This window comes from Mycobacterium sp. ITM-2016-00316 (assembly GCF_002968335.2).
Taxonomy (GTDB): domain Bacteria; phylum Actinomycetota; class Actinomycetes; order Mycobacteriales; family Mycobacteriaceae; genus Mycobacterium.
This window is the reverse complement of sequence record NZ_CP134398.1, coordinates 2,619,868-2,641,364: the sequence shown is the minus strand read 5'-3', so window position 1 is coordinate 2,641,364 and position 21,497 is coordinate 2,619,868. Positions and strand designations below refer to the sequence as shown.

Annotated in this window: 21 protein-coding genes; 5 read left to right on the top strand and 16 right to left on the bottom strand. The window is 68.9% G+C overall.

The genetic code is table 11. The features are described 5' to 3' along the window. Nucleotides 1-261: 261 nt before the first annotated feature. The gene (locus C6A86_RS12780; protein WP_105362589.1) at nucleotides 262-861 is read right to left on the bottom strand and encodes a riboflavin synthase; all 600 of its coding nucleotides are present in this window, start codon (nucleotides 859-861) and stop codon (nucleotides 262-264) included. 76 nt (nucleotides 862-937) lie between these two features. On the opposite strand from C6A86_RS12780, the gene C6A86_RS12775 reads away from it, so the two are divergent. Both C6A86_RS12775 and C6A86_RS12770 read left to right on the top strand, forming a co-directional pair. Beyond that, on the top strand, nucleotides 938-1,648 hold the full coding sequence (locus C6A86_RS12775; RefSeq protein ID WP_199196127.1) for an LppX_LprAFG lipoprotein: 711 nt from the start codon (nucleotides 938-940) through the stop codon (nucleotides 1,646-1,648). After that, on the top strand, nucleotides 1,648-3,240 hold the full coding sequence (locus C6A86_RS12770) for an MFS transporter (RefSeq protein WP_105362587.1): 1,593 nt from the start codon (nucleotides 1,648-1,650) through the stop codon (nucleotides 3,238-3,240). Before C6A86_RS12775 ends, C6A86_RS12770 begins: the two co-directional genes overlap by 1 nt. A gap of 51 nt (nucleotides 3,241-3,291) precedes the next feature. Here C6A86_RS12770 and C6A86_RS12765 read toward each other — a convergent pair whose 3' ends face one another. The 10 genes from C6A86_RS12765 to C6A86_RS12720 all read right to left on the bottom strand — a co-directional run bounded on the left by C6A86_RS12765 (nucleotide 3,292) and on the right by C6A86_RS12720 (nucleotide 13,839). After that, the gene (locus tag C6A86_RS12765) at nucleotides 3,292-4,176 is read right to left on the bottom strand and encodes a sugar phosphate isomerase/epimerase (protein WP_105362593.1); all 885 of its coding nucleotides are present in this window, start codon (nucleotides 4,174-4,176) and stop codon (nucleotides 3,292-3,294) included. A gap of 148 nt (nucleotides 4,177-4,324) precedes the next feature. Beyond that, a complete protein-coding gene (locus tag C6A86_RS12760) occupies nucleotides 4,325-4,474 on the bottom strand; it encodes a hypothetical protein (RefSeq protein WP_158263246.1) in 150 nt (49 codons plus the stop codon). 170 nt (nucleotides 4,475-4,644) lie between these two features. Continuing rightward, nucleotides 4,645-5,646: a bifunctional diaminohydroxyphosphoribosylaminopyrimidine deaminase/5-amino-6-(5-phosphoribosylamino)uracil reductase RibD gene (gene ribD / locus C6A86_RS12755; RefSeq protein ID WP_199196128.1), complete on the bottom strand. Its 1,002-nt coding sequence runs from the start codon at nucleotides 5,644-5,646 to the stop codon at nucleotides 4,645-4,647. Between the two features lie 23 nt (nucleotides 5,647-5,669). After that, the gene (gene rpe / locus C6A86_RS12750; RefSeq protein ID WP_105362585.1) at nucleotides 5,670-6,377 is read right to left on the bottom strand and encodes a ribulose-phosphate 3-epimerase; all 708 of its coding nucleotides are present in this window, start codon (nucleotides 6,375-6,377) and stop codon (nucleotides 5,670-5,672) included. 5 nt (nucleotides 6,378-6,382) lie between these two features. After that, complete coding sequence (locus C6A86_RS12745) at nucleotides 6,383-7,714, bottom strand: RsmB/NOP family class I SAM-dependent RNA methyltransferase (protein ID WP_396835314.1); 1,332 nt, start codon at nucleotides 7,712-7,714, stop codon at nucleotides 6,383-6,385. An 89-nt stretch (nucleotides 7,715-7,803) separates the two neighbouring features. Further along, a complete protein-coding gene (fmt, locus tag C6A86_RS12740) occupies nucleotides 7,804-8,730 on the bottom strand; it encodes a methionyl-tRNA formyltransferase (protein WP_105362583.1) in 927 nt (308 codons plus the stop codon). A gap of 9 nt (nucleotides 8,731-8,739) precedes the next feature. After that, entirely contained in the window at nucleotides 8,740-9,282 is a 543-nt protein-coding gene (locus C6A86_RS12735; RefSeq protein ID WP_311101163.1) for a LemA family protein, read from the bottom strand. Then, a complete protein-coding gene (locus tag C6A86_RS12730; protein ID WP_311101162.1) occupies nucleotides 9,276-11,090 on the bottom strand; it encodes a DUF2207 domain-containing protein in 1,815 nt (604 codons plus the stop codon). Before C6A86_RS12730 ends, C6A86_RS12735 begins: the two co-directional genes overlap by 7 nt. Nucleotides 11,091-11,116: 26 nt before the next feature. Beyond that, entirely contained in the window at nucleotides 11,117-13,117 is a 2,001-nt protein-coding gene (locus tag C6A86_RS12725; protein ID WP_105362359.1) for a primosomal protein N', read from the bottom strand. Beyond that, nucleotides 13,114-13,839 (bottom strand): lysoplasmalogenase, encoded by a 726-nt coding sequence (locus tag C6A86_RS12720; RefSeq protein WP_199196104.1) that lies wholly within the window; start codon nucleotides 13,837-13,839, stop codon nucleotides 13,114-13,116. The genes C6A86_RS12725 and C6A86_RS12720 overlap by 4 nt, the downstream gene beginning before the upstream one ends. On the opposite strand from C6A86_RS12720, the gene C6A86_RS12715 reads away from it, so the two are divergent. The 3 genes from C6A86_RS12715 to C6A86_RS12705 are packed head-to-tail and all read left to right on the top strand — an operon-like array spanning nucleotide 13,838 to nucleotide 17,262. After that, nucleotides 13,838-14,767 carry an alpha/beta hydrolase gene (locus C6A86_RS12715; RefSeq protein WP_105362361.1) on the top strand — a complete coding sequence of 310 codons (930 nt, stop codon included), beginning with the start codon at nucleotides 13,838-13,840 and terminating at the stop codon, nucleotides 14,765-14,767. The two genes, C6A86_RS12720 and C6A86_RS12715, sit on opposite strands and share 2 nt — an antisense overlap. A 4-nt stretch (nucleotides 14,768-14,771) precedes the next feature. Further along, nucleotides 14,772-15,749, top strand: a complete 978-nt coding sequence (locus C6A86_RS12710; protein ID WP_105362362.1) for an alpha/beta hydrolase — start codon at nucleotides 14,772-14,774, stop codon at nucleotides 15,747-15,749. Between the two features lie 10 nt (nucleotides 15,750-15,759). Beyond that, nucleotides 15,760-17,262, top strand: a complete 1,503-nt coding sequence (locus tag C6A86_RS12705) for an NAD(P)/FAD-dependent oxidoreductase (protein WP_105362363.1) — start codon at nucleotides 15,760-15,762, stop codon at nucleotides 17,260-17,262. Here the strand turns inward: C6A86_RS12705 and metK are convergent. The 5 genes from metK to mihF form a co-directional block, all read right to left on the bottom strand. Further along, nucleotides 17,259-18,458, bottom strand: a complete 1,200-nt coding sequence (gene metK, locus C6A86_RS12700; protein WP_105362364.1) for a methionine adenosyltransferase — start codon at nucleotides 18,456-18,458, stop codon at nucleotides 17,259-17,261. The two genes, C6A86_RS12705 and metK, sit on opposite strands and share 4 nt — an antisense overlap. A gap of 98 nt (nucleotides 18,459-18,556) precedes the next feature. Then, nucleotides 18,557-19,798 carry a bifunctional phosphopantothenoylcysteine decarboxylase/phosphopantothenate--cysteine ligase CoaBC gene (gene coaBC / locus C6A86_RS12695; RefSeq protein ID WP_105362365.1) on the bottom strand — a complete coding sequence of 414 codons (1,242 nt, stop codon included), beginning with the start codon at nucleotides 19,796-19,798 and terminating at the stop codon, nucleotides 18,557-18,559. 29 nt (nucleotides 19,799-19,827) lie between these two features. Next, complete coding sequence (gene rpoZ, locus C6A86_RS12690) at nucleotides 19,828-20,124, bottom strand: DNA-directed RNA polymerase subunit omega (protein ID WP_105362366.1); 297 nt, start codon at nucleotides 20,122-20,124, stop codon at nucleotides 19,828-19,830. An 84-nt stretch (nucleotides 20,125-20,208) separates the two neighbouring features. Beyond that, nucleotides 20,209-20,787 (bottom strand): guanylate kinase, encoded by a 579-nt coding sequence (gene gmk, locus C6A86_RS12685; protein WP_105362367.1) that lies wholly within the window; start codon nucleotides 20,785-20,787, stop codon nucleotides 20,209-20,211. Between the two features lie 16 nt (nucleotides 20,788-20,803). Next, the gene (mihF, locus tag C6A86_RS12680; RefSeq protein ID WP_057165041.1) at nucleotides 20,804-21,127 is read right to left on the bottom strand and encodes an integration host factor, actinobacterial type; all 324 of its coding nucleotides are present in this window, start codon (nucleotides 21,125-21,127) and stop codon (nucleotides 20,804-20,806) included. Nucleotides 21,128-21,497 lie beyond the last annotated feature (370 nt).

Genomic DNA, 21,497 nt, shown 5'->3' with positions numbered 1-21,497 from the left:
CCGAGCGCCGTGAGATGAAGGTGACCATCCGGCATGAGCGGAATCCCGTTCCGGTGCCGACACCCGAACCCGGCTGCGGATTACGCAGATACTTCCGCAATCAAGTGACTGTCACCGACACTTTCGTGGACCCAACCGGCGGCCGCGCCACCCGATCCGGTGGCCGTCGAGAGGACAAAACGACACGGTCGGCGAGTCGACACGCCGGGGTGACATCCGTTGCTGATCGTTCAGGGAGCAAAGTTCAAACGATCGCCCGGCTCACTGCCCGCGGTCGGCCATCAACCGTTCGACATACTTCGCGATGACGTCCACCTCGAGGTTGACCGGTGTGCCAACCGCCGCACCACCGAGCGTCGTCAAGGACAGCGTGGTCGGAATCAAGGACACCTCGAACCAGTCGTCCCCGAGCCCGGAGACCGTCAGCGAGATGCCGTCGACGGTGATCGAGCCCTTCTCCACGACGTAGCGGGCCAGCTCGCCGGGCAGCGAGATCCGGACGATCTCCCAGTTCTCCGAAGGGGTTCGGGCGATCACCTCGCCGGTGCCGTCCACGTGGCCCTGCACGATATGGCCGCCGAGACGGCTGTTGACCGCCGCGGCGCGCTCCAGATTGACCTGGCTGCCGACATGCACCGCGCGCAGGCTGGACCTGTTGAGCGTCTCGGCCATCACATCGGCGGTGAACGCTCCGTCCGGACGCACCTCCACGACCGTCAGACAGACACCGTTGACCGCAATGGAGTCGCCATGACCTGCGTCGGAGGTCACCACGGGCCCGCGGATCACGAACCGCGCCGCATCCGAGAGGTCCTCTTTGCCGACGATTTCGCCGAGCTCTTCAACGATTCCGGTGAACATGGCTAAAGATTAGTGCCGGGGCTGCCACGTCCACGTAGCTCGGGGGCACTCGGGCAGACCCACTACGATGCAGAGCATGCAGACGCGCCCCCGTGCAGTCCGGATCCTTCTTCCCTTCCTCGCCATCCTGATGGTGGCCGCAGCGCTCGTCGCCTGCGGGTCGAAGACCAACGACGCCCCGCTCCCCGAAGCGGCCACGCTCATCACCGAATCCGCCGAGACCACCCGCAGCCAGCAGAGCGTGCACCTTGAGCTGCTCGTCGGCGGTGAGATCAAGGAACTCCCCATCGCCAGCCTCAGCGGCGATCTGACCAATGCCCCCGCCGTCGCAGCGCAGGGCGAGGCCGACATCATCTTCCTCGGCCAGAAGCTGACCGACGTCGCCTTCGTCGTGGCCGACGGCGATCTGTACGGCGCCATCACCAAGGGCGGCAACATGCAGAACTTCGGTCCTGCCGCCGACATCTATGACGTCTCGGCCATCCTGAACCCGGACACCGGCCTGGCCAACATCCTGGCCAATTTCTCCGACCCCAAGGCCGAGGGCCGCGAGGCGATCGGCGGTTCCGACGCGGTCAAGATCACCGGCACCGTCAGCGCCGAAGCGGTCAACAAGATCGCCCCGCAGCTCAACCAGAGCGCCCCGGCCCCGGCCACCGCATGGATCCGCGAGGACGGCGACCACCAGCTGGCGCAGGTCCAGATCGCGCCATCGGCGGGTAACACCATCACCATGACCCTGACCGACTGGGGCAAGACCGTCACCGTCGCGAAGCCCGGTAGCTGATGACGGCGGCCAACAGCCACCGGGCAGCGGGTTCGGCGGGCACCAACCGGCGCCTGGCCATCAGTGCCGGTGGCCTAGCGGTCACCCTCGGTGCACTCGACACTTACGTCGTCATCACCATCATGACCGACATCATGCGCGATGTCGGCATCCCGATAAATCAGATTCAGCAGGTCACGCCCATCGTGACGAGCTATCTGCTCGGTTACATCGCGGCCATGCCCCTGTTGGGCAAGGCCTCCGACCGGTTCGGGCGCAAGCTCATTCTCCAAGCCGGACTGCTCGGATTCATGGCCGGATCGGTGGTCACCGCCCTCGCCGGCGACCTGACCACCCTGGTCATCGGGCGCACCATCCTGGGTATCGCCAGCGGCGCCCTGCTTCCCGTCACCCTGGCACTGGCAGCCGACCTCTGGTCGGCACGCGGGCGCGCCACCGTGCTCGGCGGCATCGGTGCGGCACAGGAACTCGGCAGCGTGCTGGGTCCGCTGTACGGCATCGCGGTCGTATGGGCGCTGAGTACCTGGCGTGACATCTTCTGGATCAACATCCCGATGGCCGCCGCCGCGATGATCATGATCCACTTCAGCGTGCCGTCCCGGGACCGGGATCAACCACAGCAGAAGGTGGACGTCATCGGCGGCCTGCTGCTGGCGATAGCGCTCGGCGCGGCCGTCGTCGGCCTCTACAATCCGGCACCGGACGGCAAGAACCTGTTGCCCAGCTACGGAATTCCGCTGCTGATCGTGGCGGTGCTGACCATGGTCGGGTTCTTCGTCTGGGAGAAGAAGGCCACCACCAGACTGCTGGAGCCCGCCGGGGTGAAGTTCCGCCCGTTCCTCGCCTCGCTGGCCGCTTCGCTGACCGCCGGTGCCGCACTGATGGTGACGCTGGTCAACGTCGAACTGTTCGGCCAGGGCGTGCTCGGCATGGACAAGAACGAAGCCGTGGTGCTGCTGCTGCGGTTCCTCATCGCGCTGCCGATCGGTGCGTTGCTCGGCGGCTGGCTGGCCACCCGCATCGGCGATCGGCCCATCGCGGTGGCCGGACTGCTGATCGCCGCGTTCGGTTACTGGCTGATCTCGCACTGGGATGTCAACGTGCTCTCGGCACGTCACGATCTCGGGGTGTTCACGCTGCCCGCGTTCGACACCGACCTGGCGCTGGCCGGTTTCGGACTCGGACTCGTGATCGGTCCGCTGACCTCCGCGGCGCTCCGGGTGGTGCCGGTCGCCGAACACGGCATCGCATCGGCGTCGGTGGTCGTCTCCCGGATGATCGGCATGCTCATCGGTATGGCCGCGTTGTCGGCCTGGGGTCTGTACCGCTTCAACCAGATCCTGCAGTCGCTGCCCGTCGTCGACACCGGCAATCTGCTGGACGCCGGCCGACAGCTGATGGAGAACACCCGGATCGCCTACACCATGCAGTACGGCGAGATATTCGCCATCACCGCGGTGGTGTGCGTCATCGGCGCTCTGGCATCGCTGATGATCAGCGACCGCAATCACCACGACGAGCAGGACGATCACGCCGCCCCGGCAGTGAAAGATGAAGACAGTGCGGCGTTTCCGGCGCCGCCGCCGTCGTGACCGCGTCGGGGTGACCGCGTGATCGACGGGCGCGTGCGGGTGGCGGGTTGACTACGCGGCGGGACGAGTGCGGCGAGTACCGAAACTGCATCCGCCGGCCTCGTCGGCCAGCGCCAGCACCTCGCGCGCAGCCCGCGCCGCCGCCGCCGCCCGGACCGCCGCCGGTGCGTCGCTGTGCAGCGGGGCCTCCACACTGATCGGGATACCCGCCGGCAGCGCACGCAACATCGAGACCAAATCGATACCTCCGGCGCCCGGAAGTAACCGCGCTTCGCGGCCCTGGTGCATCATTTCCGCCACCGTGCCCGGACGTTCGGCAGGCGCGTCACAGATCTGCGCGTAGCGAATCCACTCCTGCGGCAGCGCGGCCAGCTCGGCGGGCGAGTTCATGGCGCGGTCGTAGTGGATGGCGTCCACCAGCAGACCGACTCCCGCCGGGCACGCCGTCAGAATCGCCACACCCTGACGAAGATCCTTGACCTCGGTCCACGGCATCGGCTCCAGGCTGGGGGTCAGCCCGAATTCGGCTGCCAGCAAAGCCAGCTCAGCGAGATTCTGCGCGGTCCGGCTGTGGTCGGGGTCGTTGCCCGTGACCAGGACCTCGGTGGCCCCGAGATACGCTCCGGTCTCCAGGAAGGCCTCGAAATCTGCGCGGACCCTGGTCTCCGGACGTAACCGCAGCACCTCGATATCCACCAGGCGCAGTCCCGAATCATCAAGGCGGCGCTTGGTTTCCAGGATCAGTGGAGTTCGGCCGATGGTCGGCCGCAGCGGCTCCTGGGCGGTCGCGCGGATCAGTCTCAAGCCGACGGCGTCATATCCCGCCGACGCCGCACAATCGACGAGTTCGGCCGGATCGAGTTCCAGCACCGTGAGCGGCGCCAGCGAAAGAACGCGCCCCTCGCCGGGGCCTCGGGATTCTGCCGACGTGCTCATCACCATCTCCTTGCCGCCCGCGGGAATCTGCGGGAAAACCGCTCCGCAGAACATCATCGCGGATCAGCGGCAGGAATTGGGCGCTACCTGGACGCGCACGGGCCCCCAGACGGTGTGGTTCTGCGCCCCGGAACGCTGGTACAGCAAATCAGCAGCGCTCGAGGCCGCGCTTCATGATCTTGGGGGCACGCGGGTATAGAACCTGCTGAGGCCCCATCCGCAGCACACCGAAGACCAGCGATCTGACGTTCTGCGGGTTGACCGGCCCGCTGTTGAGCCAGTCCTGCAAAGCAGTCATGCTCGTCATCCTTTGCTAGTGCAATCCCCGAGCGACTCGTCGGTGAAGGCGCTTTGACCGAAGTCTACCGGCGCGCCGACCCCGGCACCCGGCTACAACACCCGGCAAGGCCACTCCGGCAACAGGATTGAACGTCACATCACCAGCGACACTGTGGTTGCGATCACAACTCAGTGCGGCACCAGACTGAGTCGGACATCGGGCCCGATCGCCTCGATTCCGTCGAAACGCCAGCGCTGGGCGCCGGCCATGCTGAGCACCCCGACATCGTCGACCGCCGTGATCGGCCCGCCCAGCAAAATGGGAGCCACATACGCCAGAATCCGGTCGATCACACCCGCGCGCAAGAACGCCCCGGCCAGCGTCGGGCCACCCTCGAGCAGGACAGCGGTCCGGTCGGACAGGGCGCGCATCACCTCGTGCGGGTCGCGGGTGCGGATCACCATGGTGCGCGAGTCGTCATTGAGCACGTTCGATTCCGGTGATATCTCCCGCTCCCCGACCACCACCCGCAACGGTTGACGGCCGGCGAGGCTGCCGTCGGGCAGGCGCGCGGTCAGCGTCGGGTCGTCGAAAAGCACCGTGCCGGTGCCGACCACGATCGCCTCGACCACGCCGCGCCGACGGTGCACGTCGGCTCGGGCGGACTCACTGGTGATCCACTGGCTGCTGCCGTCGGCGGCAGCGCTGCGCCCGTCCACGCTGGTGGCGAACTTCCACGTGACGTGCGGCAGCCCGGTGCGTTGCTTGTGCAGCCACTCGCGCAGCGGTCCGCCGGCGACATCGGCACCGAGTACCCCGGCGTGCACCTCGACACCGGCCGCACCCAGACGCGATGCCCCACCCGCAGCCACCGGGTTGGGATCCGGTACGGCGTACACCACGCGCGACACCCCTGCTGCCAGAAGACCTTCCACGCAGGGAGGGGTACGACCGTGGTGATTGCACGGTTCCAGGGTGACCACCGCTGTTCCCCCGCGCGCCAACTCACCCGCCCGCCGCAGCGCCACCACCTCGGCGTGTGCTCCCCCGGTCGGCTCGGTCGCACCGACGCCGACCACCTCGCCCGCGGCGTCCAGGATCACCGCGCCCACGGGTGGATTCGGGTAGGTGGCGCCCTTGACCCGGTCGGCCTGCTCGACGGCGAGCCGCATCGCGGCTTCCAGGGTCACCGGTCGCTTCGCGGCGTCACCACTCATAACGTGAGGTGTGGTGAGGCGGCGGCGGCCTGCCTGCGCAGTCGCCGCACCGCCTCGGCCGGATCCTCGGCGCTGTAGACCGCAGATCCCGCGACGAAACAGTCCACCCCGGCCTCGGCGGCGGCCTCGATGGTGTCGGCGTTGATGCCGCCGTCGATCTCCACCACGATCGTCAGCTCCCCCGCATCCACCAGGCGGCGCACGGTGGACACCTTCGAGAGCACCTCGGGGATGAACTTCTGGCCACCGAATCCGGGCTCCACCGACATCACCAGCAGGGTGTCGAACTCCCGCAGGATCTCCAGGTAGGGCTCCAGCGCGGTGCCCGGCTTCACCGAGAGTCCCGCCCTGGCGCCGGCGGCGCGGATATCGCGTGCGACACCCACCGGGTTGTCGGTCGCCTCGGCGTGGAAGGTGACGTTGTAGGCGCCGGCCTCGGCGTACGGCGGCGCCCACCGCTCGGGCTGATCGATCATCAGGTGACAGTCCATCGGGATGTCGGTGACCTTGAGCAGGCTCTCGACCACGGGCAGCCCCAGCGTGAGGTTCGGCACGAAGTGGTTGTCCATCACATCGACGTGCAACCAGTCCGCACCGGCGACGGCGGCGACTTCGTCGGACAGCCTGGCGAAGTCGGCGGCGAGAATGGACGGCGCGATGAGCGGGGCCTGGGCGAGCGGGGCGACGGGCGATTGACCAGACATGGCGGTCAGCCTACTTTCAGCGCCGCGGCGAACATCGCATCGGTGCCATGCAGGTGCGGCCAGAGCTGCACGTATGGTCCGTCGCCGAGCTGATCGACGCCCGGAAAAAACTCCCGGGTGTCCAGCGCCGTCACCGGGTGCCTGCGCAGCGCATCGGCCACCACGCCGACGGTCTCGGCCAGATGCGGCGAACACGTGGCATAAAGCACCACGCCACCGGGCCGGGTCAGCGCGATGGCCGCCGCCAGCAGCTCCCGCTGCAACTTCGCCAGCGTCGGCACATCGCCGGGCTGGCGCCGCCAGCGCGCCTCGGGCCTGCGCCGCAACGCACCCAGACCGGTGCACGGCGCGTCGACCAGCACCCGGTCGAAGCTCGCCGGTTCCAGGCCCGATTCCCGGCCGTCCACTCGCAGCACATCGACGGGCAGTCCGGCGGTGTTGCGTTCGACGAAATCGGCCCGGTGCTCGGCGGGCTCCACCGCCGTGACACGGGCATCCCCGGCCAGCGCCGCGATCAGCGCGGTCTTACCGCCCGGTCCCGAGCACAGGTCCAGCCACCGGCCGTGGTCGGGGCCGTCCACGGTGGCCAGGGTCACGGCGCGCGCCACCAGCTGCGACCCTTCGTCCTGCACCAGCGCGGCGCCTTCCCGCACCGCGACCAGCTCGCCCGGGTCACCCCCGGACAGATAGACCGCATACGGCGAGTACCGGCCGACGGTTCCCTCGGCCTGGGCAGCGAGGTCCGCGGCGGTCAGCACCCCGGGCCGGGCGGCCAGGTGAACGACGGGCCGCTCGTCATCGCTGGCGAGCAGCGCGCCGAGCTGCCCGGCACCGGCACCGAGCGCATCGACGAAGGCCTGGGCCACCCACCGTGGGTGAGCGTTGACGAAGGCGGCATGCCCGATCGGATCGCTGGCCTGCGGCGGTGCGAGTTCGGCGATCCAGGCCTGCTCATCCTGGCCGGCGATCTTGCGCAGCACACCGTTGACGAAACCTGCTCGTACCGAATCGAATTCGATTCCCGCCTGATCGACGGTGGTGTCGAGGGCGGCGTGCGCGTCCACCCTGGTGCGCAGCAACTGGTAGCTGCCCAGCCGCAGCAGGTCCAGCAGAACCGAGTCGATCTGGTCGACGGGCCGGTCGGCCGCCGCGCTGATCACGGCGTCGAGCAGGCCCCGGGTGCGGCAGGTGCCGTAGGCGAGTTCGGTGGCGAAGGCGGCGTCGAGACCCTTGATTCCCCGGTCGCGCAGCAGGGCCGGCAGGGTCAGGTTCGCGTAGGCGTCGCGTTCACTGACCGCGCGCAGCACGTCGAACGCCGCGCGCCGGGCCGGGTCCAGCGGCTTGCGTGCCGGCCCCTTGCGCTGCGGCGCGTTGGTGGAGTGATGACGCGACGGGCGCCCGCCACGCCCGGACGACGAGGGCCGGCTCACAGCGCCCGCACCGATGCGTCCGGACGTGCTCCGCGCGCCCAGTCGGCGGCGTTCATCGGCTTCTTCCCGGGCGGCTGAACCCAGCTCAGCGCCACCGCATCGGAACCGGTGCCGATCCATACGTCACGCCTGCCGACTTCGAGCTCCCCCGCGGCGAGCACCTTCGAGTCGTCGGGACGCACCGGGCCGACCTTGACGCGCACATCGCCGATCATCGTCCACGCACCGGGGTTCGGGGTGACCGCCCGGACCCGGCGATCGACCGCGTGCGCGGGCAGTTCCCAGCGCACCCGCGCCTCCTCGACGGTGATCTTGGGTGCGACGGTGACCCCATCGGCGGGCTGAGGTACCGGGTCGAGCGTTCCGTCGGCGATACCGTCCATGGTGGCCTCCAATAATCCCGCGCCCGAAACAGACAGGCGCTCAAGCAGATCCCCGGCTGTGTCGGTCGGGCGGATGGTCTCGGTGACGACGCCGTAGACGGGTCCGGAGTCCAGGTCGAGTTCGATCTGGAAGGTGGTCGCCCCGGTGACCTCGTCCCCCGCGGCGATCGCGGCTTGCACCGGGGCGGCTCCGCGCCAGGCCGGAAGCAGCGAGAAGTGCAGATTCACCCAGCCCCGCGGCGGCACGGCCAGTAGGTCCGCGCGCAGCAGTGCGCCGTAGGCGACCACCGCGCAGGCGTCGGGCGCCAGGGCGGTCAGTTCGGCGACGAACTCCGCGGTGTTGGGTCGCTCGGGCTTGAGCACCGGGATGCCGTGCTCGGTGGCCAGCTGAGCCACCGGGGACGGCGCCGGCGTGCCGCGCCGGCCGGCCGCGGCATCGGGCCGGGTCAGTACCGCGACGACATCATGGTTTTCGGAGTCGATCAGTCTGCGCAGCGAGGGCAGCGCGGGCTCCGGGGTTCCGGCAAAGATGAGTCGCACCGAGCCAGTCTAGGGAAGACGTGGAGTCTGGTAGAACTCGCGTTCCTGCACACCGGCGATCGGGGCCACGAACATCCACGGCATCGTGGTGATCAGCCGGTTCACCCCGGCGACCGCGTCGTTGTAGTACTGCCGGGCGAAGGCCAACTTGTTCTCGGTGTCGGTCAGGTTCTCCTGCAGATTCAGGAAGTTGGTCGACGAGTTGAGCTGTGGGTAGCTCTGCCCGAGCGCCAGCACCTGGCCGAGCGCGGTGTCCAGTTCACCCTCCGCGGCGCTGCGCCGGGCCACCGATTCGCCGCCGGTGGCGGCGTTCAGTGCGGCCCGGGCGTCGGTGACGTGATCCAGGATCGCCTTCTCGTGGGTGGCGAACGAGCCCACCGTGTGCACCAGGCTCGGGATCAGCGCCGCGCGGCGGGTCAGTTCGACATCGATCCCGGACAGCGCTTCGGCCACCCGCACGTCGGCCGACTTGAGCTTGTTGTAGCCGACCACCAACCCGATCAACACCAGCACGGCGATCGCCAGTACCAGAATCAGCAAGAACCTCACCATGATCCGCCTCCACCTCCTCCGCCGCCGCCACCGCCACCGCCGCCTCCACCGCTGCTACTGCTGCCGCCGCTGGAGGACGACGACTGCGACGCGGTGTAGGCGCCGATCGATGACGACAGCGCCGATTCGAAACTGTCGAATCCGGCACCGCCGGAACCTCCGGACAGGCCCCAGGACGTGCTGGACGACGAGTGGTACCACTCCGGTTGTGGTGCAACCGCCCCGGTGACGTCGCGGTATTTCTGCGCCCACAGCGCCGCGCTGCCCGCGGCCACCGCGAACGGCACGTAGGCCGCGTAGAGGTCCTTGCGCGCCCCGAAATCGAACCGGCTCTCCGCCGAGTCGGTGGACAACAACCGGTGGAATCCGCCTGCGCGTGACCACAGTTCGCGACCCGCCGCGGTACGCCTGGTGCCCACCCCGGCACGCCACGACGCCGCGGAGAACAAGAAGAACACCGCGAACGGCAGCGCCCACAGGGTGATCGGAAACCCCCACCGGAAGAACCCGCACACCATCAGGATCGCCGCGACGGCATTGGCGGCGCGCAACCACAGTTCCTTGCGGCGTTTCACCATCAGGCCCTCCTCGAGGGCCCACTTCTGCACCGCGTCGGCCATGTCGGTCTTGGCCTTACTGAGCTTCTCCCCCGATCTGGCGGATTTCCTGGCCTTGAACTCGGCGCCGGGGCCGATGATCTTCAGCGCCGAACCGACCGCGACGCCGACCGGGTCGATATCGGCCCAGGCGCCGGGCGCAGCGGTGCCGGTGACGTTCCAGTCGTTCTTGCTGATCTGGCGCAGGTCGACGAGTTCGCGTTCGGCGAGGTGGAAAAGCGTCGCGGTCAGGCCGTTCTTGGGCACCGATTCGGTGCGGATGTACTCGGTCTGCACGGGGCCCAGACCAGGCGGCGGCGCGTACTGGATCGGGAATCCCGGCGGCGCCTCGACGGTGCTGCGCGACCACAGAACGGCCGCCAGCCCGGCAAGCAGAGCCAGGCCCAACAGCACCACCACCCGGGTGGTCGACTGCCCCAACACCCGGTCCCAGTGGTAGGTCCACAGCAGCTCGGCGCGCGGCGGTGTCGGCATGTCCATGCCCGCCCGCAGAGTGACCGGGGTGTGCGGTCCCAGCCATTGCGCGGCCAGCCGCACGGTGTTCCCGTCGACGGTGAGATCGCTGCAGGCGGTGCCCCGGCCGTATCCGACCGAGCACTGGGCGCCGACCACCGGCTCCGGCAGGGTGACGGTGATGTCGACATTCTGGATCCTATTGTTCCAGGCCGGTGCGAAGACGTTCCAGAAGAACACCGTCGGCGCGCTCGCCTCACCCGTCGAACCGCCGAATTGCTTACCGGCGCCCGAGGTTCCGGGGTCGAGCACGCCGGGGATGCGGTACCGGATCTCGAACACGTGCGGCCCGGGGGTCAGCGTGCTGTCGGGGCTACCGATCTTGGCCACCCGGAACCGGTCCCGGCCCTCCCAGAGCAGCTGATAGGGCGCCGGTTCACCGTCCCACAGGATCGACTGGATCTGCGGGACCTGCCGGACCTTGGGGCTGTTCTGATTGGCCACATCCCAGTGCCGGAAGATGCCGTGCCGTCCGACGGGGAACTCACCGGTGATGGTCTCGACGGCGTCCATGTCACCGTCGGCGTTCACCGTGTAGTGGGCGGTGTAGTCACTGATGACCACCGGATCCGGGGAGGCGTCGCCACCACCGGTGGGGGTCGCGCTGAACACCACCGGCCACAGCAGGCCAAACGCGATGAGCACCAACGGGATCAGTAGCTTGAACAGCCGCCCCATACCCACCTCCGCACCAGTTGTGCTGCCTACCCTATGTGCAAGGGGTCCATTTGGACACGCACCGGCTGCTGATCGTGGCGGGCGCTGAGCCCGTTCACCGCACGACGCAGGGCCGCCGCAAGGTCCAGACCGCCGGTGCGTGGCACCCGCACGAGCATCCGGCTCACCACACTGTCCACCGCGATACCCGGCGGTCGGCGTGCGCCGGGTGGGAGCTCCACCGGCCCCAGCGGTTCCGCTGCGGGCGGCAGTTCGGCGGCCGCCAGCAAGGCGGTGACGGCCTCGGGCACCCCGTCGAGCACCGCGAGATGGACCGCGGGCGGCAGCGCCACCTCGTCGCGGGCGTTGAGCTCGGATTCCGCGTGGCCGACCGGGTCCCAGCGGATCAGCGATTGCACGGTCGGGATCGTCGACTCGGCGATCACCGCCACCGAGCCCCCGTCGGCGCGGCTGCGGACCAGAGCCGCCGCGGCCATCCAGCGGCGCAGCGTGTCCTCGGCAGCCCGCAGATCCTGGCGTCCCAGCAGTGCCCAGCTGTCGAGCAGCAATGCGGCGCCGTAGCCGCCCTCGGCCACCGGCTCCGCGCCCGGGGTGGCGACGACGACGGCGGGTTTCGGTCCCACCGCGGACAGCACCGACTCTCCGCCGGAGGTGATGACGCTGGCGCCCGGCAACGCCCGGCCGAGCTCCTCGGCGGTCCGTCGCGCACCGACCACCACCGCACGCACCGCATCCGATCCACAGCTCACACATCGCAGCGTCAGTTCGGCGCGGGCGCACCAACGACACACCGCGCCATGGGTATCCCGGTCGGGCAGCGACAGCGGCCCGGTGCAGTGCCGACACCGCGCCACGGTGCGGCAGCGGGCGCAGGCCAGTGCCGGCACGTATCCCCGCCGCGGCACCTGCACGAGCACCGGGTGCCCGGCCTCCAGCGCGGCGCGGGCGGTGCGCAGCGCCATCGACGGCAGCCGCGCGGTGTGTGCCGCCGGGTCACGTTCCTGGTCGAAAGCGTTGTCGTCCAGAGCCACCACCCGAGGCGCGTGGTTGCGCACCACCGGGCGGGTCGCGACGAGGTCGTGGGCCCACCGGCTACGCACCAGTGCGTGCGCCTCGGCGGTCCTGGCGTACCCGCCGATGATTGCCGCACAACGCAATTGGTGTGCGCGCAGCATCGCCACCTCGCGGGCGTGCGGATACGGCGCGCGCGGTTCGGCCAGGTTGTCGTCGCCGTCGTCCCAGACGATGACCAGCCCGAGATCGGCGATGGGCGCGAACACCGCGCTGCGGGTGCCGATGACCAGCCGGGCCTGACCCCGAAGCACCGCCAGCCAGCGCCGGTAGCGCTGCGAGGGGCCCAGCCCGGCGGACAGCGCCACCACCCGGGATTCGTCCACGCAGCCCACCGCCGCCGCGTGTACGGCGTCGACATCCCGTTGATCGGGCACCACGATGAGGGCACCGCGCCCGGCGTGCACGGTGGCCGCCGCTGCCTCGGCGAGCCGCAGCGCCCAGTGCTCACCGGGCAGGGCCTGCCAGACGGCCCGAGCCGCCCGGCCCTCCCGGATCGCGGCCAGGAACTGTTCGCCGCGCCCGTACTGCGCCCAGCCCGACTCGTCGACCGGCTGGTGTGCCAACGGTGGCAGCTCGGCCGGTGGCTTCTTCTCGACGCCGGCGTGCCGCGGCGGGATGGCCAGCCGCAGCACGTCGGGGCGGGTTCCGACATAGCGGGCCGCGACGGCGTCGGTGAGCCTGCGGATATCCGGCGTCAGCACCGGCTCGGCGGAGACCACCCGGTCCAGCCAGCCGAGTTTTCCCGAATGATCGGTGTCCGAACGCCTTTCCAGGACGAAGGCGTCCACCAGCCGGCCGTGGAAACGCACCCTGACCCGCACGCCGGGCTGGGCATCGTCGGACTGTTCGGCCGACACCAGGTAGTCGAATTCGCGGTCCAGGTGCGGCACGGACAGCATCGGCAGCACCCGCGCGATCGGCTCGTGTTCGGCGGCGCGGCGGGTCTGGGTCACCCCTGCGGCCCCCGGACGCCGATATCGCGCTGCCGGCCGAAGTAGAAACCGGCGGTGATCAGGAACAGCGACGCCGCATAGGCCCACCAGATGGGGACCGCCAGGGCCTCCGACCCGAGCACGAACTTGCTGATGCCGATCATCGAATCCGAGACGGCGAAACACACCGCGCCCAGCGCCGTCCACGGCGTCGGCAGTGCAGCCAGCAGCGCGGCACACACCATCGCGCCGAGCACCGCCATGTACACGGTGACCGGCAGCGCCATGCCCTGCTCCAGCAGGGCCGGCCAGAACCACGCCAGCATCGCCACGCACGCCAGCACCACGACGGCCGCCGCGACCAGCCGCGAGGTGCGCCTGGCCACCAGCGGGACCAACGCGGCAAGAAAGCACAGGTGGGCGATCAGGAACGACGCCAGGCCCAGCACGAAGGACGGCTCCCACCACGGCATCGCGAGCAGATAGTCGCCCGCCGCGGACCCGATCAGCGCCGCGATCAGCCAGCGCCGTTCCCGGGCGATCGGGTGACGCAGCGCGGCCACCGCCAACAGCACCGCCGCGGCCGCCTTGACGGCGGGCTGCTGGGCGAACTGTCCGGTGAGCTCGGCACCGGCGGGCACCCGCAGCGCGACGGTGACGAGAAATACCCCGTAGCCGGCGCCGACGGCGACCGCCAGCACCCAGAACAGCCGGGTCCACGGCGCTGCGTACGGTGAACCCATGCCTGAATCCGGTACCGACAGACCCGCCTTGGACGCCATCCTGGAGAAGGTACTGGAAGCGGTGCCGTTCCAATTGACGATGGAGGGTGGTCCCGCCGCCGCGCGGGAACGTTTCCGCGCGCTGCCACGCCGCGAGGTGCACCAACAGCTGCGCGTCGAGGACCGTGCGATCGAGGGCGTGCCGGTGCGGATCTACTGGCCGGAGACCCCGCATCCTAGCCCGCCGGTCGTGCTCTTCTTCCACGGCGGCGGCTGGGTCGTCGGCGATCTGGACACCTATGACGGCACCGCCCGCGAGCATGCGGTCGGGCTGGGTGCGGTGGTGGTCTCGGTGGACTACCGGCTGGCCCCCGAGCATCCCTACCCGGCGGCGGTCGACGATGTCTGGGCGGTGACACGCTGGGTGGCCGCCCACGCCGACGAGCTGGGCGCCGACCCAACCCGCATCGCCGTGGCCGGGGACTCCGCCGGCGGCAACCTGGCCGCGGTGGTGGCCCTGCTGGCCCGTGACGCCGGGCTGAACCTGCGCGCCCAGCTGCTGTGGTACCCCGCGACCACCTGGGACACCAGGTTGCCGTCGTTCACCGAGAACGCCGACGCACCGATCCTCGACCGTGGCTCGGTCGGCGGCTTCTCCAAGCTGTACGCCGGTGACGCCGATCTGAGTGATCCGCCGGCCACCCTGGTGCCGGCTCGCGCCGCGTCGCTGGCCGGTGTGGCGCCGGCCTATATCGCGGTGGCCGGATACGACCCGCTGCGCGACGACGGAATCCGCTATGCGGAACTGCTGGCCGCCGCCGGGGTGCCCGCCCAGGTGCACAACGCCGAGACGCTGGTGCACGGCTATCTGGGCTACTACGGGGTGGTACCGGCGGCCACCGAGGCGGCCGATCTCGCCTTTGCCGCGCTGCGGGGCGGGCTAGCCTGACGTCATGGCTCCCTCCGCGCCGTCCTCCGGCGCCACACGCCCTGACGTCGACCCCAACCTGAAGGCACTGTTGGACGCCGTGCCACTGGAATTCACCGTCTCCGACGGTGTCGATCTGGCTCGCGAGAAGCTACGCGCGCTGAAGCCGCCAGCGGAGATACTCCCGCAGCTGCGGATCGAGGAGCGCACCATCGGTGACGGCGATCTCGCCGATATTCCGGCGCGGATCTACTGGCCGCCGGTGCAACAGCACGACAACCTGCCGGTGCTCGTCTACTACCACGGTGGTGGCTGGGCGATCGGCGACCTGGACACCCATGACCACGTGGCCCGCGCACATGCGGTCGGTGCCGAGGCGATCGTGGTGTCAGTGGACTACCGACTCGCCCCCGAGCACCCGTACCCGGCCGGCGTCGAGGACTCCTGGGCGGCGCTGCGCTGGGTGGGCGAGCACGCCGCCGAACTGGGTGGTGACCCGACACGCATTGCGGTGGCCGGGGATTCGGCCGGTGGCAACCTGTCGGCGATCATGGCGTTGCGCGCCCGCGACGCCGGCGGACCGCCGCTGGTGTTCCAGCTGCTGTGGTACCCGGTGGCCGTCGGCGACCTGACGGCGCCGTCGTTCATCGAGAACGCCGACGCCTACATCCTCAACCAGGATGTGATGAATGCCTTCCTGACCTGGTATCTGCCCGGAGTCGACCTCGACGATCCGGCATCGCTGCCGACCGATGTCGCACCGGCCAACGCCGAGTCGCTGCGCGGTCTGCCGCCGGCCTTCATCGGCACCGCCGAGCACGATCCGCTGCGCGATGACGGCGGCAGGTACGCCGAACTGCTGACCGCGGCCGGCGTTGCGGTGCAGCACAGCAACGAACCGACGATGGTGCACGGTTACGTCAGCCTCGCGCTGGCCTCCCCCGCTGCCACCGAGGCCACCGAACGCGGGATCGCGGCCCTGCGGGCCGCGCTGCATCCGTGAGAGTGCTTTCATGACACCGGAATTCCACACCGTCATCATCGGCGCCGGGTTCTCCGGCATCGGCGCGGCGATCGCCCTGGACAGGGCCGGCCTTGGCGACTACCTGATCGTGGAGGCCGGAGCCGGAGCCGGCGGCACCTGGTACTGGAACACCTATCCCGGTATCGCCGTGGACATCCCGTCGTTCTCCTATCAGTTCTCTTTCGAGCAGAGCCCGGACTGGTCGCGCACGTACGCCCCGGGCCACGAGCTGAAGGCCTACGCCGATCACTGTGTGGCCAAGTACGGGATCGCGTCCCGGATCCGGTTCGACACCCAGGTGACCGCGGCCGTGTTCGACGAGGACGCCGACCTGTGGCGGCTGCGAACTGAGGCGAGCGAAGCGACGGGGGAAAGTACCAGCGGCGCCGACATCACCGCGCGGCACCTGATCAATGCCGCGGGTGTGCTCAACGTGCCGAAGCTGCCGGACATCCCGGGCGTCGACACCTTCGCGGGCATCACCGTGCACACCGCCCGCTGGGATCACGGCGCCGACCTGACCGGCACACGGGTGGCGGTGATCGGTACCGGGGCATCGGCGGTGCAACTGATCCCGGAGATCGCCACCGAGGTGGCGCAGCTCAGCGTGTTCCAGCGCACCCCGATCTGGTGCTTCCCCAAATTCGACGTGCCCCTGCCCGCGCCGGCCCGCTGGGCGATGCGACTGCCGTTCGGCAGTGCCGCCCAGCGGCTGCTCAGTCAGGCCTATGTCGAGGTGACCTTTCCGCTGTCGGCGCAGTATCACAGCGTGTTGCCGCTCAGCGGGGGCGCCGAGCGGATGGCGAGGAACTATCTGCGCCGCGAGGTCAACGATCCAGTGTTGCGGGACAAGCTGACCCCGCGCTACGCGGTGGGCTGCAAACGCCCGGCGTTTCACAACAGCTACCTGAGCACCTTCAACCGGGACAACGTCGCCCTGGTCACCGAGCCGATCGAGCGGATCACCCCGGCCGGCGTGGTCACCGCGGACGGACATGTCCACGAGGTCGACGTGCTGGTGCTGGCGACGGGTTTCCGGGTGATGGACGTCGACTCCGGGACCTTCCCGTTGATCGGGCCCGGTGGCCAGTCACTGGCCGATTTCTGGACCCGCAACCGGATGCAGGCCTACGAGGGTGTCAGCGTGCCCGGCTTCCCCAACTTCTTCAACGTCTGCGGGCCCTACGGGTACGTCGGCTCCTCGTATTTCGCGTTGATCGAGACCCAGACCCGGCACATCGTGCGCTGCCTGCAGCAGGCCGACCGGACCGGCGCGGCCCGCGTCGAGATACGCCCCGAGGCCAATGCCCGGTACTTCGACGAGATGATGCGCAAACGGCACCGTCAGATCTTCTGGCAGGACAGTTGCGCGTCGGCCAACAGCTACTACTTCGACAAGAACGGTGACGTGCCGCTGCGGCCGGCCAGCACACCCGAGGCGTACTGGCGCAGCCGCAGCTTCCCGCTCAGTGACTACGAGTTCAGCGGTTAGACGGAAGCCTTCAGGTCGTCGACCTTGTTGGTCTGCTCCCACGGCAGCTCGATATCGGTGCGTCCGAAGTGACCGTAGGCCGCTGTCTGCGCGTAGATCGGGCGCAGCAGGTCCAGGTCGCGGACGATCGCGCCGGGACGCAGGTCGAACACGCTGCTGATCGCCTTCTCGATGCGGGCCGGGTCGACCGTCTCGGTGCCGAACGTCTCCACGAACAGCCCGACCGGGGCGGCCTTGCCGATCGCGTAGGCAACCTGCACCTCGACCCGCTCCGCGAGCCCGGCGGCGACCACGTTCTTGGCCACCCAGCGCATCGCGTAGGCCGCCGAGCGGTCCACCTTTGACGGATCCTTGCCCGAGAACGCGCCGCCACCGTGGCGGGCCCAGCCACCGTAGGTGTCGACGATGATCTTGCGGCCGGTCAAGCCGGCGTCACCCATCGGGCCGCCGAGCACGAACTTGCCGGTCGGGTTGACCAGCAGCCGGTAGTCGGAGGTGTCCAGGCTTTGGTGCCCGAGATCGGCGAGAACGGTGTTGACGACCTTCTCGCGGATGTCGGGGGTCAGCTGACCGTCCAGGTCGATGCCATCGGCGTGCTGCGTGGACAGCACCACGGTGTCCAGGCGCACCGGCGTCTTGCCGTCGTACTGAATGGTGACCTGGGTCTTGCCGTCCGGGCGCAGGTAGTCCAGCACGCCGTTCTTGCGGACCTCGGTGAGGCGGCGGGCCAGCCGGTGTGCCATCGCGATCGGCAGCGGCATGAGTTCGGGGGTGTCACCGATGGCGTAGCCGAACATCAGGCCCTGATCGCCGGCGCCCTGGGAGTCCAGCGGGTCGCCCGCGCCCTCGACCCGGGCCTCGTGCGCCTTGTCGACGCCCTGCGCAATATCCGGGGACTGCGCGCCGATGGCGATGTTCACGCCGCAGGATGCGCCGTCGAAACCCTTGGTCGAGGAGTCGTAGCCGATCTCCAGGATGCGCTCACGCACGATCTTGGGGATATCGGCGTAGGCCGATGTGGTGACCTCGCCCGCGACATGCACCTGGCCGGTGGTGACCAGCGTCTCCACCGCAACCCGCGATGCGGGATCCTGCTCCAGCAGCGCGTCGAGCACCGAGTCGCTGATCGCATCACAGATCTTGTCGGGGTGACCTTCGGTGACCGACTCACTGGTAAACAGCCGACCTGCGCTCACGTGGCATCCTCCATTAATTAGATAGACGAATCATCATTGTGCTCATTGGCAGCCAACCGTGTAAACGCCCATGACGCAACAGTTACCCGCACGCGGTGTCACCCCTGCAGGAGTGCCCCGATCGCGTCCACGATACGGCTGGCCATCAAAGTCTTCGAACCGTGCTCCAGTGCGGTCTCGGTGCCGTCGGCGGCCAGTATCCAACCGTCATTGTGATCGACCTCGAACGCCCTGCCCTCACCGACGGCATTGACCACCAGCAGCTCGCAGCCCTTGCGCTTCAACTTGGCCCTGGCGTGGAACAACACGTCACCGTTGGCATCGCCGGTCTCGGCGGCGAAACCGACGATGGCCCGCATGTTGGGCAGCTGACCGTCGACACGGGCGCGGACGGCGCCGGCCAGTACATCGTCATTGCGGACGAGTTCAACCGACGGCGCGTCCGTCTCGTCGGCGCTCTTCTTGATCTTGGCGGTGGCCACCTGTGCGGGCCGGAAATCTGCGACGGCGGCGGCCATCACCAGGACATGGGCCTCGGGCGCGTGTTTGGACACCGCGTCGCCGAGTTGAGCGGCCGAGCCGATGTGCACCACGTTCACCCCGGCCGGGTCGATGAGCCCGGCGGTGTTTCCGGCGATGAGGGTGACCTCGGCCCCGCGCTGGGCCATCACCCGCGCGACCGCATAGCCCTGCTTGCCCGAACTCCGGTTGCCGATGAAGCGCACCGGGTCGAGCGGTTCGCGGGTGCCGCCCGCGGTGACCAGGACCTTGACGCCGGCCATGTCATAGGGCAGCGCATCGCCGCGCTCCAGCAGCAGTCGGGCCAGGGTGGTGATCTCCTCGGCCTCGGGTAGCCGGCCCGGACCGGTGTCGGCGCCGGTGAGACGTCCGGACGCCGGTTCCAGCACGACCGCACCGCGACGCCGCAGCGTGGCCACGTTCTCGACGGTGGCCGGGTGGAACCACATCTCGGTGTGCATGGCGGGTGCGAACAGCACCGGACAGCGGGCGGTCAGCAGGGTCGCGGTGAGCAGATCATCTGCGCGGCCGGCGACGGCACGCGCCAGCAGGTCCGCGGTCGCCGGTGCCACCACGACCAGATCGGCCTGCTGGCCGAGCCGGACATGAGGCACCTCGTCGACGTTCTCGAACACGCCGGTCTGCACCCGGTGCCCGGACAGCGCTTCGAAGGTCGCGGCGCCGACGAACTTCAGCGCCGATTCGGTCGGGATCACCCGAACCTCATGGCCCGCCTCGGTGAGTTGACGGACGACCGTGCACGCCTTGTAGGCGGCGATGCCCCCGGCGACACCGACGATGATGCGTTTCCGGTCGGTCATATCCGCCCTTCGGCCGCGAGCCTCACAGGTCAGGCTGAGTGATCGCCCTCGGAATGCTCAAGCAGATCGGCGTGGATCTCGCGCATCGCGATCGACAACGGCTTCTCCTGCAGCCCCGGCTCGACGAGCGGGCCGACGTACTCCAGGATGCCGTCGCCGAGCTGGTTGTAGTAATCGTTGATCTGGCGTGCCCGCTTGGCGGCGTAGATGACCAGCGCATACTTGCTGGATGCGCGGTCGAGCAACTCATCGATGGGCGGGTTGGTGATGCCCAGCGGCGTGTCGTAGGCGTTGGCGGCGTCAAGGTTCTCGACAGGCGTGCTCACAAAATTCTCCCAAGGCTGTAATCAAGATTCGGTGTTAGAGATGTTGCTGTTGATGAGGTTGAGGCGGCTGTCGGATCGAACCGGCTAACGGGCCACCAGCAAGGATACCAATTCTGCGCACGCCGACTCCAATTGAGTGTTGACCACCACGACATCGAAGTCGCCTTGGGCGGCCATTTCCTCGCGCGCGGTGCTCAGTCGCCGGGCCTGTACCTCCGGGCTCTCGGTCCCGCGGCCGATCAGTCGCTCCTCCAGCACCGCCCAACTGGGCGGGGCGAGGAACACCGTCGTGACCTCGGGCATGGCGGCTTTCACGGCGCGGGCGCCGGCCAGGTCGACCTCGATCAGTACCGGGACGCCTTGCCGGGTGGCGGAGCGCACGGGTGCTGCCGGGGTGCCCGAGCGGTGCAGACCGCCGTGGATATCGGCCCATTCGAGGAGTTCACCCTGGTCGATCATCCGCTGGAACTGCTCGGCGGAGACGAAGGTGTAGTCCACGCCGTCGACCTCACCGGGTCGCGGCGCACGTGTCGTCGCGGACACGCTGAAATGCAGGTCGGGAATCCGGTCGCGCAGACAGCGCACCACTGTGGACTTCCCGACGGCGGACGGGCCGGACAGGACCACCACTGCAGCCTTGTCCGGCCCACCACCAGGCTTCACTTGTCTGTACTGCGTTTTAGTCGGCGGTGAAGTCGAACTTCTCCAGGAGTGCCTTGCGCTGACGATCGCCGAGGCCGCGCAGGCGGCGGGTCGGAGCGATCTCCAGTTCGGTCATGATCTCCTGCGCCTTGACCTTGCCGACCTTGGGCAGGGCCTCCAGAAGTGCGGAGACCTTCATCTTGCCCAAGACCTCATCGGACTCGGCGTCCTTCAGTACCTGCTTGAGGTTGGTGCCGCCACGCTTCAGCCGATCTTTGAGCTCGGCTCGCGCTCGACGTGCGGCAGCAGCCTTCTCCAACGCTGCCGCGCGCTGTTCGTCGGTCAACTGGGGAAGGGCCACGGGGTTCCTCCGTCTCTTGCCATCTGTTGTTTCATTACGGCTGGATCACGTAACCAGCCAGCGACGACGACCGTACCCACGCATCCTGACGAAAGCTAACCCCACCCCCGGGTTACGGCGCCAAAAGGCCAGCGTGTACGGCATGCACACGCAATGCCCGTTTTCGGCGTGTCCGCCACGAGCGCGCCACCTGGATTTCTGATCTCCCTGCATATCAAGGGTTTTCAGCACTCCAGCAGGTCGGCGGGTGTTTCCGCCGACTCGCCGCAAGTTCGCTGAATCCCGAATCCTGGCGGTCGAATGAGAAATTTTCGCTGGTCATGGCGTGTCGGGCGTGTCGTCGGCCGTACCCGCACCGGGCCGCGGACCG

Excerpts from the sequence above, each read along its gene's own strand:
- C6A86_RS12710 (WP_105362362.1), top strand. The coding sequence starts at position 14,772 with ATGGCTCCCTCCGCGCCGTCCTCCGGCGCCACACGCCCTGACGTCGAC.
- C6A86_RS12775 (WP_199196127.1), top strand. The coding sequence starts at position 938 with ATGCAGACGCGCCCCCGTGCAGTCCGGATCCTTCTTCCCTTCCTCGCC.
- C6A86_RS12760 (WP_158263246.1), bottom strand. The coding sequence starts at position 4,474 with ATGACTGCTTTGCAGGACTGGCTCAACAGCGGGCCGGTCAACCCGCAG.
- C6A86_RS12770 (WP_105362587.1), top strand. The coding sequence starts at position 1,648 with ATGACGGCGGCCAACAGCCACCGGGCAGCGGGTTCGGCGGGCACCAAC.
- C6A86_RS12735 (WP_311101163.1), bottom strand. The coding sequence starts at position 9,282 with ATGGTGAGGTTCTTGCTGATTCTGGTACTGGCGATCGCCGTGCTGGTG.
- C6A86_RS12715 (WP_105362361.1), top strand. The coding sequence starts at position 13,838 with ATGCCTGAATCCGGTACCGACAGACCCGCCTTGGACGCCATCCTGGAG.
- C6A86_RS12765 (WP_105362593.1), bottom strand. The coding sequence starts at position 4,176 with ATGAGCACGTCGGCAGAATCCCGAGGCCCCGGCGAGGGGCGCGTTCTT.
- coaBC (WP_105362365.1), bottom strand. The coding sequence starts at position 19,798 with ATGACCGACCGGAAACGCATCATCGTCGGTGTCGCCGGGGGCATCGCC.
- C6A86_RS12705 (WP_105362363.1), top strand. The coding sequence starts at position 15,760 with ATGACACCGGAATTCCACACCGTCATCATCGGCGCCGGGTTCTCCGGC.
- C6A86_RS12780 (WP_105362589.1), bottom strand. The coding sequence starts at position 861 with ATGTTCACCGGAATCGTTGAAGAGCTCGGCGAAATCGTCGGCAAAGAG.
- rpe (WP_105362585.1), bottom strand. The coding sequence starts at position 6,377 with ATGTCTGGTCAATCGCCCGTCGCCCCGCTCGCCCAGGCCCCGCTCATC.
- C6A86_RS12730 (WP_311101162.1), bottom strand. The coding sequence starts at position 11,090 with ATGGGGCGGCTGTTCAAGCTACTGATCCCGTTGGTGCTCATCGCGTTT.
- C6A86_RS12720 (WP_199196104.1), bottom strand. The coding sequence starts at position 13,839 with ATGGGTTCACCGTACGCAGCGCCGTGGACCCGGCTGTTCTGGGTGCTG.